General features: G+C 59.2%; 14 protein-coding genes and 2 pseudogenes. 2 read left to right on the top strand and 14 right to left on the bottom strand.

All coding sequences use genetic code 11. The annotated features are described in order from the left end of the window. On the top strand, positions 1-467 hold a 467-nt coding region (gene ssb / locus AAAC48_RS26480), incomplete at its 5' end, for a single-stranded DNA-binding protein (RefSeq protein WP_340657059.1). Between the two features lie 844 nt (positions 468-1311). Beyond that, a pseudogene (locus tag AAAC48_RS26485) lies at positions 1312-1546 on the top strand (cytochrome C); the annotation flags it as partial. Between the two features lie 249 nt (positions 1547-1795). On the opposite strand, the gene cydX reads toward AAAC48_RS26485, so the two are convergent. The 14 genes and pseudogenes from cydX to AAAC48_RS26555 form a co-directional block, all read right to left on the bottom strand. Beyond that, positions 1796-1915 (bottom strand): cytochrome bd-I oxidase subunit CydX, encoded by a 120-nt coding sequence (cydX, locus tag AAAC48_RS26490; RefSeq protein ID WP_340657060.1) that lies wholly within the window; start codon positions 1913-1915, stop codon positions 1796-1798. A gap of 15 nt (positions 1916-1930) precedes the next feature. Next, a complete protein-coding gene (gene cydB, locus AAAC48_RS26495) occupies positions 1931-3085 on the bottom strand; it encodes a cytochrome d ubiquinol oxidase subunit II (protein WP_340657061.1) in 1155 nt (384 codons plus the stop codon). Between the two features lie 6 nt (positions 3086-3091). Continuing rightward, positions 3092-4669, bottom strand: coding sequence for a cytochrome ubiquinol oxidase subunit I (locus tag AAAC48_RS26500; RefSeq protein ID WP_340657062.1), 1578 nt, complete (start codon positions 4667-4669; stop codon positions 3092-3094). Between the two features lie 76 nt (positions 4670-4745). Continuing rightward, a complete protein-coding gene (gene cydC, locus AAAC48_RS26505; protein ID WP_340657063.1) occupies positions 4746-6434 on the bottom strand; it encodes a thiol reductant ABC exporter subunit CydC in 1689 nt (562 codons plus the stop codon). Beyond that, the gene (gene cydD, locus AAAC48_RS26510) at positions 6434-8194 is read right to left on the bottom strand and encodes a thiol reductant ABC exporter subunit CydD (protein ID WP_340657064.1); all 1761 of its coding nucleotides are present in this window, start codon (positions 8192-8194) and stop codon (positions 6434-6436) included. The genes cydC and cydD overlap by 1 nt, the downstream gene beginning before the upstream one ends. Positions 8195-8198: 4 nt before the next feature. Beyond that, on the bottom strand, positions 8199-8771 hold the full coding sequence (locus AAAC48_RS26515; protein ID WP_340657065.1) for a GbsR/MarR family transcriptional regulator: 573 nt from the start codon (positions 8769-8771) through the stop codon (positions 8199-8201). A 166-nt stretch (positions 8772-8937) separates the two neighbouring features. Then, positions 8938-9765 carry an iron uptake system protein EfeO gene (gene efeO, locus AAAC48_RS26520; RefSeq protein ID WP_340657072.1) on the bottom strand — a complete coding sequence of 276 codons (828 nt, stop codon included), beginning with the start codon at positions 9763-9765 and terminating at the stop codon, positions 8938-8940. Between the two features lie 22 nt (positions 9766-9787). Next, entirely contained in the window at positions 9788-11089 is a 1302-nt protein-coding gene (gene efeB / locus AAAC48_RS26525) for an iron uptake transporter deferrochelatase/peroxidase subunit (RefSeq protein ID WP_340657066.1), read from the bottom strand. Positions 11090-11095: 6 nt separating this feature from the next. Next, a complete protein-coding gene (efeO, locus tag AAAC48_RS26530) occupies positions 11096-12286 on the bottom strand; it encodes an iron uptake system protein EfeO (protein WP_340657067.1) in 1191 nt (396 codons plus the stop codon). A gap of 13 nt (positions 12287-12299) precedes the next feature. Further along, entirely contained in the window at positions 12300-13139 is an 840-nt protein-coding gene (efeU, locus tag AAAC48_RS26535; protein WP_340657068.1) for an iron uptake transporter permease EfeU, read from the bottom strand. Positions 13140-13448: 309 nt separating this feature from the next. Continuing rightward, positions 13449-14168 carry an ABC transporter ATP-binding protein gene (locus AAAC48_RS26540; RefSeq protein WP_340657069.1) on the bottom strand — a complete coding sequence of 240 codons (720 nt, stop codon included), beginning with the start codon at positions 14166-14168 and terminating at the stop codon, positions 13449-13451. Then, positions 14149-14913 (bottom strand): ABC transporter ATP-binding protein, encoded by a 765-nt coding sequence (locus tag AAAC48_RS26545; RefSeq protein ID WP_340657070.1) that lies wholly within the window; start codon positions 14911-14913, stop codon positions 14149-14151. The genes AAAC48_RS26540 and AAAC48_RS26545 overlap by 20 nt, the downstream gene beginning before the upstream one ends. Then, positions 14910-15920, bottom strand: coding sequence for a branched-chain amino acid ABC transporter permease (locus AAAC48_RS26550; protein WP_340657071.1), 1011 nt, complete (start codon positions 15918-15920; stop codon positions 14910-14912). The genes AAAC48_RS26545 and AAAC48_RS26550 overlap by 4 nt, the downstream gene beginning before the upstream one ends. Beyond that, a pseudogene (locus AAAC48_RS26555) lies at positions 15917-16026 on the bottom strand (branched-chain amino acid ABC transporter permease); the annotation flags it as partial. The gene AAAC48_RS26550 and the pseudogene AAAC48_RS26555, both read right to left, overlap by 4 nt.

Consider the following 16026-nt stretch of genomic DNA (forward strand, 5'->3'; position numbering starts at 1 on the left):
AGGTCATATTGATCGGCAACCTCGGAGCCGATCCGGAAATCCGCCGTTTGGGCAACGGAGATCCCGTTGCCAATCTTCGCATTGCCACGTCTGAAAGCTGGCGTGACAAGGCGAGCGGCGAACGCAAGGAAAAAACCGAGTGGCACAGCGTTGTTATCTTCAACGACAACCTTGCCAAACTTGCTGAGCAGTACCTGAAGAAGGGCATGAAGGTGTACCTCGAAGGCGCCTTGCAGACCCGCAAGTGGCAAGATCAGAGCGGCAGTGACCGCTACACGACGGAAATCGTTCTGCAGAAATTCCGCGGCGAATTGAAGATGCTCGATAGTCGTAAGGAGGATGCTTCCGCCAACAGCCCTGCGGACGAAGAGAAAGACGTCGATCGCGACCGCTATGGTGATCGGTCGGCAGGCAGTGATTTCGGTCGCAATTTTGATCGCGATCTTGATGACGAGATTCCATTCTGAGTCGTTCGCAAATCAGCGGTGTTCCTACTGGAGCACTGCTGAGAGCTGCTCAGTTCCTTGCAGGTGAGAGTCCTGCCACAGAAGGAGGTTAGTTGTCTGTGTAGCTATGGCGTACGTGTGGATGGTGACTGAAGCGCGGGAACAACGCCGGACCAAGGTTGCCCCCGACCCAGACCGTGGGTGCCCGCAAGCATGCAGCCCGTAACGAAAGTGAACCTTCATAAGCCTCGTAAATTTCAGCCCTGCGGCAGCAACCACCGAAATCTGGACGGATGCGGGATAAGGAGTCGGAGGAGATCATAGTACCGTTGATGGGCAGGACAACAAAACCTGGCCGGAGGGAAGGGTCTCTGCTTCTGCCATGGGTATCGTTCTAGGAGGCACTGTGTGAGTGCGGACAGCACTGGGATCTTCCCGATCTGATCAAGGAAAGGGTCAATCCGATCCTGCGAGGATGGGGAAATTACTTCAAGGCCGGCAGCTCCAGAATGCATTTCCGGAGCATAGCCAATTACACGACATGGACGCTCTGCATCATGCTGAGGAAGAAGCACAAGAAACGGTCCAAGGGGTGGAGGGACCACCCGCCGTCATGGTTCCACAGAGTATGTGTTTTCCGAATACCCGAGGAAAGGCTGTCTCGTTCAACAGTTCGTTGATCCAAAGTTCGTGAGTTCCGACAAGACGTTCCTCCGCCCACCCATAATTTCCCCCGCAAGCGGCGGATGCTTAGGCTCTGAAAATGAAACTCACCAAACGAAATCTTGTGCGTGCCATCGGGGGCGTTTCCGCCTTTGCGGTTGTCGGAATCGTCTTCGCGGCCTGGTACGTGCACGAACCCGAAATGCCCAGAGTTCCGCGGCCCGCGAAGTCGAGCTTTGATCTCGCAATGGTTGGGCGCGGTGAGCAGCTCGCGACGGTCGGTGATTGTATCGTTTGTCACACCGCGCCGGGTGGGATGCCCTTTGCAGGCGCTCGCGCGCTTCCCCACACCGTTTGGAACTCTATACTCGAACAACATTACACCTGACGAAGCCACCGGAATTGGCAATTGGTCGGAAGACGCCTTCCGGCGTGCGACACACTCCGCGCAACCTTGCCGGCGGCGAGGAGCGTGGGCGCGAGTTCAAGCTCCGATTCGATTGATACGGCAAGAATTTTTGGGTTAACAAAAGGTTAACGCGCGGGAAGCTAGCAACTTTGTTTGCAAGGTGCGGTTTGACAAGGCAGTTCGTCGAGATGATTGTTTTCACTATATATTTTTATCCTTTTTACCGCAGTAAATCTCGCGATCCACTGCGGTAAAGAAAGCGGGGGAATACCGGTCCTTATTTCCCGGAATTCTCCTTGCGGGATTTGTCGTCTTCCACCAGTTCGTACCACATCGCGTTCAGCACGGCGAAGGCAGCGGCAAAGGGCAATCCGAGAAGCCAGGCAAAATACCACATGATTCAATCCTTTCCTCAGTAGGCGTGGCCGCTTTTGTCGTCGATGGCAGCTTCGTCCACCTTGCCCCACAGGACGTGGTAGACCCAGCTCGTATAGATGACGATGAGCGGGATGAAGATCGCCGTCACCACCAGCATGATGAACAGCGTCAAATGGCTTGATGATGCGTCCCATACGGTCAGGCTCGACTTTGGATCGAGCGAGGAAGGCAGGATGAACGGGAACATCGATACGCCCACCGTTGAAATGATGCCGAAAATCGACAGGGCACTCGACAGGATCGTTGCCACCTCACGGCGCGCCTGCAGACCGAGAAACGCACCCGCCGCTCCCACAACCCCAAATACGGGAGCAAGCAGGAGCCAGGGATAGCTGCTGTAATTGGCAAACCACGCGCCGGTTTCTTCGACAACGGTTTTCGCGAGCGGATTGGATACGCCATGGGGATCGACGACGCTGGTTATGCGATAACCGCCAACGCCGAGCCAAAGAACCAGCCCAGCCAGCACGAACAGGAAAATGGTGATTGGCGCAGCGAGACTGCCATACCGCCTCGCCCGGTCCGCAACCGGTCCCGAGGTCTTGAGCACAAGCCAGGCACTGCCATGCATGACCAGCATTGCAACCGACAGCAGCCCGCAGAGCAGTGCGAAGGGATTGAGCAGCCCGAAGAACGAGCCCTCGTAGAAAATGCGCAGATCGCCATTGAAGCGGAAGGGCACGCCCTGCAGGACATTGCCAATGGCAACCCCGAAGATCAGCGACGGCACGAAACCGCCGATGAACAACGCGCAGTCCCAGGCGGCGCGCCAAGTGTCACTGTCACGCTTCGAGCGGTATTTGAACCCGACAGGACGCAGGATCAGTGACGCGAGGATCACGAACATGGCAAGGTAGAAGCCGGAGAAGGACACCGCATAGAGCGGCGGCCAGGCGGCGAAGATCGCGCCGCCTGCAAGGATGAGCCAGACCTGGTTGCCCTCCCAGACCGGACCGATCGTATTGATGACGATCCGCCGTTCCATATCGGTCTTAGCCACAAAGGGCAGCAGGGTGCCCGTCCCGAGATCGAAGCCGTCGGTGACGGCGAAGCCGATCAGCAGCACGCCCAGCAGGAACCACCAGATCAGGCGCAATGTTTCATAGTCAATGAATTGGTGCAGGATCATGATGGGTTACTCCGCTGGAACGATGTGGGGGGAGATCAGTGCGGCTTCCGGCTCCATATCGGGCTCCGGACCCTTGGCAATAGCCTTGAGCATCAAGCCCATCTCGATGATGGCGAGCACCGTGTAGATCACGACGAACCCGGCAATGCTGATGAGCAGCGATGTGGCGCCAATACTGGAAACCGCTGCTGCGGTCGGCAGGACGCCTTCGATGACCCAGGGCTGACGGCCGAACTCGGCAACGACCCAGCCAAGCTCAGCCGCGACCCAGGGGAGGGGAATTGCGATAACTGCAATACGCAGCAGCCATGGATAGGCATCGATGTGACGCCGGACCGAGAGGATGAAGAAGGTCAGCGTCAGTAGGATAAAGAACATGCCGAGCCCGACCATGATGCGGAACGACCAGAACAATGTCGGCACGTTCGGAACGGTGTCCCAGGCCGCCTTCTCGATCTGCGCATCCGTCGCCTGCCGCGGATCATCCACATATCGCTTCAACAGCAGCGCATAGCCAAGATCGGCGCCGTTTGCCTCGAAAGCATTGCGCACTTCGGCACTGACCGTAGTCGTGCCGCCTGCCTCACGGATCCGTTGCAAGGCATCATAGGCAAGGAGCCCCTGGCGAATACGTGTCTTGGCATGATCGGCCAGTTCTTCGATACCGGGAATGACGGTCGTCAGCGAGCGCGTCCCGATCAATCCCATGACCCAGGGAACGTGCACGGCATAATGCGTCTCGCGCGCCTCCTGGTCGGGAAAGCCGAAGGCGGTGAACGCCGCCGGCGCAGGCTCGGTCCTCCACATCGCTTCGATGGACGCAAGCTTCATCTTCTGGTGTTCGGTGGAGAGATACCCGCTCTCGTCGCCAAGAACCACGACCGACAGCGACGCAGCAAGGCCAAACGACGCGGCAACGGTCATCGAGCGCTTGGCGAGCTCAATATGCCGGCCTTTCAGTGCATACCACGCCGAGACACCGAGCACGAAGATCGAGGCGGTTACGTAACCTGCCGATACGGTATGAACAAATTTGGCCTGAGCGACCGGATTGAACAAAACCTCATAAAAATCAATGACTTCCATGCGCATCGTCTGTGGATTGAAAGCTGAGCCGACCGGGTTCTGCATCCAGCCATTGGCAATGAGGATCCACAGCGCCGAGAAGTTGGAACCGGCGGCAACCGCCCAGGTGGCCGCCAGGTGTCCGACCTTGGAAAGCCTGTCCCAACCGAAGAAAAACAACCCGACAAACGTTGCTTCGAGGAAGAACGCCATCAATCCCTCGATTGCCAGAGGCGCTCCGAAAATGTCCCCGACATAGTGGCTGTAATAGCTCCAGTTCATGCCGAACTGGAATTCCATGACAATGCCGGTGGCCACGCCAAGCGCAAAGTTGATGCCGAACAGCGTGCCCCAGAATTTCGTCATCTGGCGCCAGACAACGCGGCCGGTCATTACGTAGACCGTCTCCATGATCGCCAGCAGGACCGACAGTCCCAGCGTCAGTGGCACGAAGAGAAAATGGTAAAGAGCTGTGATCGCGAATTGCAGGCGCGAGAGCGCCACGATGTCGAGTTCCATTGCTTTCTGCCGGGCAGTCCCGGCCCCCTGTTAGCCGGCACTCACGTCGTGAACGCCGGAAGTTGATTGCCCGCTCTCAGTCCGGCCGAAGCGCGGCGAGGGCGGCGTCAAATTCTCTCTCTGCCCGGCGCGCGGTGCATACGACACGTCCGCGCTCGAGGACGAGCAGGCGGTCGGCGATGATTGCCTCCCGCCGTATATGCGTGGCGATGACCACCGAGCGTCCACGCATCTGTGCACTGAGACGCTGCAACACATCGCGGGCAGTCTCGCCGTCGAGTCCCTCGGTCGGTTCATCGAGAAGCCAGAGAGGCGTGTTGCGCAGCAGAAGCCGCGCCAATGCGAGCCGCCGTGCCTGACCACCGGAGAGACCGAAACCGCCTTCGCCTAGCTTGGTGTCGAGACCTGCGGACAGGGCAGCCACAAATTCCTCGAGGCCGGCTATTGCTAGAACTTCGAGCAGGCGCTCGTCGTCGGAGTTCGGATCGGCCAGCAACAGATTGTCGCGCAAGCTATCCTGGAAGAGTTCGGTTTTTTGGGTAAGGAGCGTTGCGGGAAGACATTCAACCCGGCCTGCCTCGGCTTCAATCTCCTGCGCAAGGAGCGCGAGCAGCGTCGACTTGCCCGCGCCGCTGGCACCAACAAGGGCAATGCGTTCGCCGCGAACCAGAGAGAGCGACAGATCACGAAGGGAGGGGAGGGGGGACTCGCCATAGCGGACCGAGACGTCCTCAAGGTTAACCGCGATGTCGCCCCTCGGCATGGTCCGCGATGCGGGGGAGGGGAGGGGGGAAATGTTTGGTCCAATGCGCCGCGCTGCAAGGATGGTGCGACCGAGCTCCACCGCACCGCGGCGCAAGCCGGTAAAAGGCTCCAGGGCTGCGAGCGCAATCAGCAGACCGAGAGCAGCCACCGGACCGCCGATGACGCCAGCATCGCCAAGGGCAGTCACAACGAGAAGGATGCCACCCAGCAGAATAGCCGATGCTGCGCCAAAGCCGGCGGTGACGAACATCTCGATGCGATTCAACACGTCATCTGCTCCGGACAATCGGCCATCGGCGGCCATGACAGCCTCACGCTGCGCGACGAGCCGCCCGGTCATTGCTAGGTCTGTCTGACCTGCGACGAGATCGATCGTTCTCGAACGGAGACCTTCCAATGAATGGAACCGCCGCCGTGAAGGCCTTTTTGAAAAATGGGCGGCGAGGAGCGGGATACCGAGCCCGGCCAGAACCAGCCACAATCCAGTGGCGAACCCCAGTAATGGATGCATCAGCCCAAGCGCGACTGTGACGGCGACGGCGGTACAGAGGGCGACCGAAGCGGGCACCAGAATCCGCAAATAAAGCGAATCGAGCGCATCGATATCGGCGGTGAGACGGAACAGCAGTCTTGCCGGACGCTTCAGCAGCACTCGCGCAGCCTGCGGCTGGGCCCAATTGCGAAATATCTGTTCGCGCAGGCCTGCCAGTACACGAAGTGTCGCGTCATGTGTTGTCAGCCGCTCGCCGTAGCGGGCGGCCGTGCGGGCAAGCGCGAGGAAGCGGATTGCGGCGGCTGGCGCAAAAACGTCGAAGGCGAAGGCAGTCGCCGACGAGAGCCCGGCAATTGCCGTCGCCGTGATAAACCAGCCCGAGAGCCCGAGAAGGGCGATGCCGGCCAGGACGGTTGTAGTCGCCAACAGGATACCCGCCAGAAGCGTGTTGCGCCGCTGGTTGAGGAACAGGGCCATTATCGGCCGGAATGCGTTCCACAGGGCCATTACACGCCCTCCAGTGTAATGATCCTGTCCATGCGGTTTGCCAGAACGGGATCATGCGTGGCAACGATCAGCGTTTTTCCGGCCGAGATCGCCAGCAGGCTTTCGGTGATGTGGTTGGCCGTCGCCGTGTCGAGATGTGCTGTCGGTTCATCGGCAAGGATCAGTCCGGCATCCGGATTGGCTGCGGCACGCGCAATTGCAAGCCGCAGCACTTCGCCACCGGACAAGCCTGAGCCACCTTCACCGACAGAAGCATGTCCGTGTGCATTCGCTACCTCGCTGAGAGCAGCCTTCTGCAGTGCAATTTGTGTCTCGTTCGGGCCGACCTCCGGTCGTCCCAGCGCCACGTTGTCAGATACTGAGCCGGCAAATATGTGCGGCTTTTGTCCCACCCAGGCGATGCCAGCGCGAAGCTCAGCAGCCGTAGTGACGGTCAGTGGTGTTCCACCGATGCTTATCCGCCCTGACTGATAGGGTGCCAGTCCAGCCATCAGGGCGAGGAGCGTGGATTTTCCGGTACCGCTCGCACCGAGCAACGCTACCCGTTCTCCCGGAGCAACGTGGAGGTCGAACCCGTCGAATACCGCGGGCTTACCGGTGCTGTGCCGAAATCTAAGGGACTCGATCCGAACACGAGAAGCGCCGCCCGTGGGGAAAATTGGGCGGTTGCCGCTGCTCCCGGCACCGGACATGGCGATGCCATTCTCTGATAGCCGATCCAGCGCATCCATCGCCGCCTCGCCTGCGGCGCGGTCGTGCCAGACCGAAGACAACTCGCGCAGCGGTTCGAAGAACGCCGGGGCGAGCAGCAGGATGAACAGGCCTTCGTTCAGGCTCAAGCGCTCGCCCCAGGCGCCAAAATTCAGCTGGCCGAGGAGGTGGAAGCCGATATAGACCGCAACCATGGCAACACCCAATGCAGCAAATAGCTCGAGCACCGCCGAGGACAGAAATGCGATGCGGAGTACGGCCATTGTCCGGGTTCGCAGCGATTCGGCGTTGGCTCTCAGGCGCCCTGCGGTCAATTCGACGGCATCGAGCGAACGGATCGTCGCGAGACCACGAAGGCGATCGAGCAGAAAGCCATTCATTCCGCCCATCTCGACCAATTGCTGTTCGCTCGCGGCTTTCGCACGCCACCCGATCAGTGCCATGAAGATCGGGATGAGTGGCGCAGAGATCAGGAGGACGACCGCAGCCGCCCAGGAAATTGGCAAGACGCAGAGAACGATGGCAACCGGTACGATCGTCGCCTTCAGCCGGGCAGGGCGGAAGCGCGAGAGATAAGGAACGATCGCCTCGGCTTGCTCCGCGAGCACACTTGCCGCATGGCCGGAAGCGGGGCGGTCCATATCCAGTGGCGACCGCGCTGAGAGGGTTGTTATTGACCTCTTGCGCTTCTCGGACAAAACATGCCGGGCAGCACGAAAGGCAAGCCGGCTTCCAACTGCATCGAGCAGCGCCCGCGCAATACCGATAGTGACAACACCAGCAACCAGCCACTCGATGTCTGCCATGCCGCGGCCGGCGGCAACATTGCCAATCCCCATGGCGAGGAGTGCCGCCTGCGGTAGCCACAGCAGCGCAGCCAGCGCTTGAACCAGCGGCGCAAACCATCCGGCGCGGCCGATTGCTTTGGCGGTCTTATTTTCCGGTTTGGCCAGTGGTTCTGCGGAGATGGTGTGCTGTGCTTCCCGCTCATCCACAAAATCGTTCTGCGTGCGAAGCGCGATCGAGGATGCGTCAGCTGCCGGTGCCATCACTTCAACCCTTTTCGGTAGAGCGCTTCGACCTGCCGAGGGACACGATCTTGTCCTTCGCCTCAAGCAGTTTCGTAACTTTGGCGCCTAGCGTCAACAGGGTCGCCAACCGGTCAGTTTCCAGTTGCTTGACGTCTTCGTACCAGGTGGTCAGGCGCTCGATGAGCCCATGCATCTCGCTCATGCGTGCCTGCGCATGCCGCTCGGCGTCGCTGGCAGGCTGCTGCATCAGGATTTCGCGCAGGACGGAAAGTGTCGGGTCGACTTCGCGCTTCTTCCGCTCTTCGGCAAGCGTGCGCAATATCTGCCAGACATCGTCCGGTGTCGTGAAAAAATCACGGCGATCATCGGGAAGATGTTTCAGCAGGACAAGATTCCATGCCTGCAATTCGCGCAGGCTCATCGAGACGTTGGAGCGCGAAATGCCGAGTGCCTCGACGATCTGGTCCGCATTGAGCGGTTCGGGCGAGACGTAGAGCAAGGCGTAGATCTGACCCACGGTGCGGTTGATTCCCCACCGGCTGCCCATCTCACCGAAGTGCAGAACGAAGGATTGAACGAGCGGCGGTAGGTTCATTGGCTTTTCCGTTAAGACAGTTATTTCAGTAATTACTGAAATTACAATATTTAACAAACTATTTGCAAGAGCCCAAAAACGCGGAAGGGCCTGGAACACAGCGACAAAAAAGCCCGGCCCGATCTTCACGATCGGGCCGGGCTGTAAAGGCGAAATAAGGAAGCTGTCAGTTGAGGCCGAGCTTGCCCCGTAGCGTCGACAGGTCTTCAGCAAGCGTATTCACGGCCGCGGCGAGCACGGCACGGTCGTCTTCGGTGAGCTTGTCGTAGAGTTGATAGCCATCGGCGGTCTTGTACTTGGCCAATGTCGTGTCGACGGTGTCGAAATTGCCAGACACCTTGGTGACGAAGGCACTGTCGTCCTTCTCGACCAGCGGACGCACGAGTTCGAAAATCTTACGCGAACCATCGAAATTGCCCTTGAAATCCCAAAGATCAGTGTGGCTGTAGCGATCTTCTTCACCGGAAATCTTGGTTGCCGCCACTTCTTCCATCAGCACGGCCGCTCCACCGACCACCTTTTCCGGCGGCAAGGTCAGGTCGACAATGCGCTTGTTAAGCTCGGTCACGTCGGCCATCAGCTTGTCGGCGAATGGCGCCAGGTCCTTAGTGCTGTTTTGGGCGAAAAGTCCGTATTCGATACGGTGGAAGCCGGTGAATTCCGGGTCCTTCTCCGCCTGCTCGTGGTCATCGGCGCGGGAATCGATGGAGCCGTCCAGATCGCTGAACAGTTCGGCAATCGGCTCGATTGCCTCGTAGCTCATGCGCGTGGACCCGAACAGTGCCCTCGCCTTGTCGATGTCGCCCGCCTTGACAGCATCCGTAAATGCCTTCGTGTCGGTCACGAGCTTTTCAGCGTTCTCGGAAACATAGATCTTGTAGTCCGCGATCGGACCGACCAGATCGAGCGGGGAGACATCAGCCATCGCCACGCGAGGCGTGATCGCTGCGGTCAAGGCAAGCAAGCTTGCGGAGAGTATCAGTTTCAATTGCATCATTGGTCCCCTTCAGGATGAGTTACGTACGGGCCACCTTGTGACCGGCTGCTTCCAGGAGTGTGCGGCCCACGAAATCGCTCTCGTCCGACGGGCCGGGTGGTGTGAAGAAAAACCCGCCGCCGATGGGCTTGATATATTCCTCGAGCGGTTCGCCATTCAGCTGGTTCTGGACCGTGATGAAGCCCTTCTCCAGATCGGCCTGATAGCAAATGAACAGGAGCCCCTGCTCGAGCTGGCCAGATTTGCTGACGCCGTTGGAATAGTTGAACGGGCGGCGCAGGATCAGATTGGCGTCGGAGCTTGCTGTTCGCTTGTTGGCCATACGAATATGGGCATCGAGCGGCGTCACGGTACCCTCAGGATCCTTGGAATAGTCCGGCACGTCGTGCTCGGTATGGCCGCCGAAGGGCGACCCGGTGGCTTTCTTCCGCCCGATGATCCGTTCCTGCTCGCCAAGCGGCGTGCGGTCCCAGCGCTCGACGAAATTGCGGATGATGCGCACTGCCTGATAGGTCCCGCCATGGGCCCAGGCCGGCTCGTCGCCTTCCTTGGGAACCCAGACGATCTTGTCCATCAGTTCTGCCTTATTGGCGTCGGGATTGGCCGAGCCGTCACGGAACCCGAGGAAATTCCGCGCGCTTTCGTGGCTGCCATCCGGCTTGGGCGGCAGCACGGGGACAGAGCCCTCTTGCTTCCAGCGCAGCACCATGAGGTCGGGCAGGTTTTTCAGGATATCGCGCAGCGCATGAATATTCGTGTCCGGCGTGTTGGAACAGATCTGCAGCGCCAGATCACCATGGCAAAGGTCGGCATCCAGCGCATCGTTGCGAAACGCTTTCATGCGCGAAAGCCGTGCGGGCTTATGCGGCCGCAGCCAGTCGCGCTGGTCAAAGAAGGACGAGCCCAGCGACACGGTCATCGTCAGATTGTCAGGCGGCACCACCGGACCGAGCAACCCAGAATCCGACGGCGGCAGCTTGTCATCGAGTTGCGCCGGCGTGCCGCCCTTCATCAGGAACGCGATGCGGCTCGACAGCGTCTTGAACAGCCGCTCGACATCTTCCGGTGTTTTCGCCAGCACATGGAACGATGCGATCATTCCGGCTGCCGGGCGTGGGGTGACGATACCCGCCTGGTGCGCGCCGTAAAATGATTGGCGCTCCTGCGTCTTGTCGCTGACAGGCGCATCGGTAACCTGTTCGCCTTGCTTCTCAGCTGCGCGCGCGGTCGTCAGTCCCGCCGCCAAGACACTGCCCGCGACCCCGACACCGAGCAGCATGTTGCGGCGATTTGTGACCAGTTTGTTGTCGCTCATTGTCATCACCCGTTACTCCAGTCCGACAGCCGCGTTGAATTTGCCGATCACTTCGGCCAAAACCTGCATCTTCTGCGCAAGCGCCTTGCGGCTACTCGCGTCGATCTTGTCGTACGAGGGATAGCCATCCGGCCCGCGCAGCGCCTCCAATGCGCTGTCGGCGTCCGCGATCCGAGCGTCGATATCGCCAACCATCGCCGGAGCCCCCTGTTCGGCCACGGGCTTCAACAGCGCCATCATTCGCGCAACCCCGGCAATGTTGGCTTCGAAATCCGCGAGATCCGTCTGCGCATAATGGTCCTCGCCCGAGGTGATTTTGGTATCGGCAATTTGACCGACGAGCCGGCCTGCGCCCTTGGCGATTTGTTCAGGCGGAATGCGCAAGCCGCGAATGCGGTCTTTCAGTGCCGTCACATCGGCAAGCAGTTTTGATGAGACGGGCGCCAGGCCATCTAGGCTCTTCGAGGCATAGAGCCCGTACTCGATGCGATGGAACCCGGTGAAGCCCGGGTCCTGCTCGCGCTTTTCAAGGTAATCCGCGACCGGATCGATGGCATTGTGCAGGTCGGCAAACAGATCCGCCATAGGCTCGATCTGCTTATAGGGGACACGGGCCTTCTGGTAGGATTCGCGCGCTTTTTCGAGATCGCCTGCCTTGATCGCGTCGTCCAGCGCCTGCGTCGCTCTCACCAGCGTGTTTGCCTGCGTCACCAGGAAAACCTGGAATTCCGCCAGCGGTCCGACAAACGAGACCAGCGCCGGGCGCGCCGCTTCCGCCTCGGACTCGGCCGATGGCACAACGTGCAGCGTTCCGCGCGGATTGTTGAGCAGGCCGCAGGTGATTGCGTAATCGCCGACCTTCAATTTCGTCTGCAATGTCTGGCTGAATCCAGGGACGACGTTCTCGCGCTCTTCGAGCACCATCACGCCATCGAGAATTTCCCATTCCAGTGCGCGGTTCGACTTGTTGACGATCGTGAACGTCGCACGGCCGGCCGGAACCGTAATCACATTGGGATCGCATGCGCTGTCATTGATCGTGACCGTGATGGCATTACCCGAATTGCCGGACTTCACGCCCTTCGATGTATAGTAGAAAGCCACACCACCTGCGACGACAAGGAGCGCCGCCCCGGCAACCGCCAGCTTCATGAACTTCTGGGATGTGGGCCGGGAGGTAGTGGAGTTCGCGGAGTCTGTCATAAATCTCTTTCGGTCAATGAGTGGGCCGTGCCTGGGGAGCCGCGGTACGGCTACCCACAGGACGCAGGAACATGAAAAGGCTGATGGCAAGGAACCCGGCATAGGCGATGACTTCACCCAGCGTCGGCATATCCTGATAACCGAACATCCCGGAGAGCAGGGTGCCGAAGGGACTGCTGACCGGCAGCACATCGCTCAGGTCGAAAACAACCGTCTGAAGAATGTTCCAGACACCGGCCTCATGCAAATGGCGCAGCGTGCTTGCCAGCATGCCGGCGGCAACCACCAGAATGAAAAGACCCGTCCAGTAAAAAAAGCGGCGAAGATTCATGCGGATCCCGCCTGCATAAATGCAGTAACCGAGCACAATCGACACGAGAATGCCGAGCAGCGCGCCGAGCGGGGCGTCGCTGTTCGTGCTTTGCTGGAAAATGGCGAGAAGGAAGAACACCGATTCCAGGCCCTCACGTGCCACGGCGAAAAACACCATGCCAATCAAGGCAGAGGCCTGCCCGGTTGAATGCGAAAGTGCCGAGTCGATCGAGGTGTGAAGCTCCGACTTGATCGAGCGAGCCGCCCTGCGCATCCAGAACACCATGGACGACAGCACGACAACAGCGATTAGCCCGACCATCGCTTCGAAAAGTTCCTGCGCTTTTTGCGGGAATTGCGCGCTGACCAGCTGCAGTCCCGCTCCGACGAAGAGTGAAAGTGCAACGGCAAGGAGGATTCCCACCCACACCGCAGGCATCCAAGTATCTCTGCCGGTCTGCTTCAGATAGCTCGCGACAATGCCGACAATCAGCGCCGCCTCAATGCCCTCGCGAAGCATGATCAGGAATGGAACAAGCATAAATCATAATCCCCGGCGCTGTCTTGGCGTCCCTCTAGGAGAGAATGCGGCGTCGCGCGAGTCATAGACTGTCGCGAAAAACGAAGCAATAACAATATATTAGAAGAATTCTAAGGAATAACCGGAGAAAATTTGTCAATTATTTCCGTATGTTGAGTGTTTTCGTCCACTATCCTGTGCAACCTGGCACCGGGAAGTTCATCCTCATTGCCACATTCTTTCCACATTTTCGCTGAGTGAGCCGCAACCCTCCCCACAAGGGAGAGAACGATGAGGCGACGTCTGTGCCAGGTTGTGATTGGCCGTGCCTCAATGGCCGACGCTTGCCACGCCAAGCAGTTGATCGACGGTATCGCGATCAGTCGCAAGTTGCTCCGAGGTGCCATCCCAAACGATGCGGCCACGTTCGAGGATGATGACCCGTTCTGCAAAATCGAGAGCGCTCTGGATACGCTGTTCGACAAGAAGGATCGTCATTTCTCCGCTGGAAGCCAGGCGCGCGAACGCTGCCATCAACTCCTCGCAGATCACCGGCGCCAGCCCCTCCAGCGGTTCATCCAGCAAAAGCACGGTCGGCTTGCCGAGAATGGTACGGGCGGTGGAGAGCATCTGCTGTTCGCCCCCGGAGAGTTTTGCCCCGGAATTGCTGCGCCGCTCATAGAGTCGAGGGAACATGTCATAGGCCTCTTGCAGGGCACTGCGCGGCCTGTCCTTGAGCCCGACGAACAGATTTTCCTCGACGGTCAGCGACGGGAAGATACTGCGTGATTGCGGCACGAAGCCAAGTCCGTTCCAGGCGCGGCTGGCACTTTCCATATGGGTCAGATCCACATCGCCCAGTCCGATCGTTCCGTCATAGCGCTTCGTCTGACCAGCGAGGGTGGCAAACAGTGTTGTCTTGCCGACGCCATTGCGGCCAAGAACGGCAATGCGCGAACCGGCCTCGGCGGTGAAGGAGACATTTTCAATCACCCGCGTCGGCCCGTAGCCCGCGCTAAGGCCTTTGATCTCAAGCCGCGCTGCTGGCATGTGCATAACTCCCAAGATAAGCTTCGCGCACCAGCGCATCTTCGGTGACTTCGCGTGGTGACCCGTCGAAAATGATCTCTCCCGCAGCCAGCACGATCACCCGTTTGGCAAAACGGAAGACCAGATCCATATCGTGCTCGATCATCAGCACGGCCAGATCGTCAGGCAGCTGGGCCAGCGCATTCTCGATGAGAAACGTATCGCTGTGCGGCACCCCGGCAGCGGGTTCGTCGAGGAGAAGCACCTTTGGCCGCAAAGCCATCGCCAAGGCGATTTCGAGCAGGCGCTGCTGGCCATAGGCAATTTCGCTGACTTGCATCCTTGCCAGTGCCACGAGATTGAGCGTCTCGAGGATTGCATAGGTTTCGAGCATCACCTCCGGCATGGCCTGGAAGGACCCCGCTACCCTGCCGGATTTGCCTTCCCTCTGCAGGATCGCCAGCGCCACATGCTCTTCCGGTGTCATTTCCGCAAAGAGCCGCGTCACCTGGAACGAGCGCACAAGTCCGGCCTGCACGCGTTTCATCGCATTGAAGGTGGAGATGTCTTCTCCACCCATCCGCACCTTGCCGGAGTTTGGTCTTAGATGCCCCGTCACCAGATTGACAAAGGTGGTCTTGCCGGCCCCATTCGGGCCGATCAGCGCCACCCGGTCGCCTTTTTGCAGTGAAAGCGAAACGTCGCGCGTTACGTCCAGCCCTCCGAAGGACTTCATAAGATGATCAACCTCGAAGAGTGCGGTCATTTGCTGCCCTTCCTGTATCGTTCGACAAGAGCAGCGGCGGTGCCGTAAAGCCCCTTGGGTGCAAACAGCACCACGGCGATCAGCAGCGCGCCGACAATCGTCAGCCAATGGAATGGATTGGCGGCGGAGACGAAATCCTCGACCCCGATGAAGACGATCGTACCGATGAATGCTCCATAGAGCGTACCTGCACCACCCAGCACCAGCATGACCAGTGCCTCGGCAGAATTGGTGAAGCTCAGACTGTCAAGACCGACGACTTGTGTCGATACGGCATTGAATGCACCCCCTATCCCGGCCACGGCACCGGAAATCACGTACATTTTGATCAAGGTCGCCTTGACGGACGCGCCCATCGCGCTGATGCGAATTGGGTCCTGCCGGATACCGCGGCAAAGCATTCCGAATGGCGACCGCACCAGGATACGCAGAAGAACGAAGACAATGATCAGGAGAATGATACCGAGGACATAGGCTGTGCGCCCCCAAAGATCGAATGCAAAGAGGCCAAGGATAGGATCAGGCGCGATGCCCGAAAGGCCATCGCTGCCGCCCGTATAGGCCGAGGCCTTGTTGGCCGCTTCATGAGAGAGATGGATCACCGCGATCGACAACACTAGCTGGGCAAGGCCATGGCCGCGAAGGATGACCACACCCGATACGAGCCCGGCGAGCGCGCCGCCGGCTGCGCCAATCGCGATCATCGTAAGCGGCTCCGTCACGCCGAAATGAGCCGCGGCGATGCCTGCTGCATAGGCGCCGGCACCGAAAAGCGCCGCATGACCAAGCGTTGCGACACCGCAATATCCGGTGACGAGATCCAGCGACAGGAAAAACTGCATGATCGCAATAATGCGTGTCAACTGCGCCAGATTGTTGGGGAATAGAAAATACCCCACTATCGCAGAAACGAGGATAACGGCAATGCCGGCGAGATCGCGCAGCCAGCTTCTACTTTGCGCGGGCAATGCCCGAGCCATCGTCGCGGATGTATTGGAGGCGCTCATTTCGCTCTCCCCATCAATCCGCGCGGAAACACCCAGACAATCGCGATCACCGCGAGATAAAAGAAGAACTCGCCATATTCCGGCACAAGATATCGCCCGGTGGTGT

The organism is Phyllobacterium sp. (genome assembly GCF_037994405.1).
In the GTDB taxonomy this organism is placed as follows: Bacteria; Pseudomonadota; Alphaproteobacteria; order Rhizobiales; family Rhizobiaceae; genus Phyllobacterium.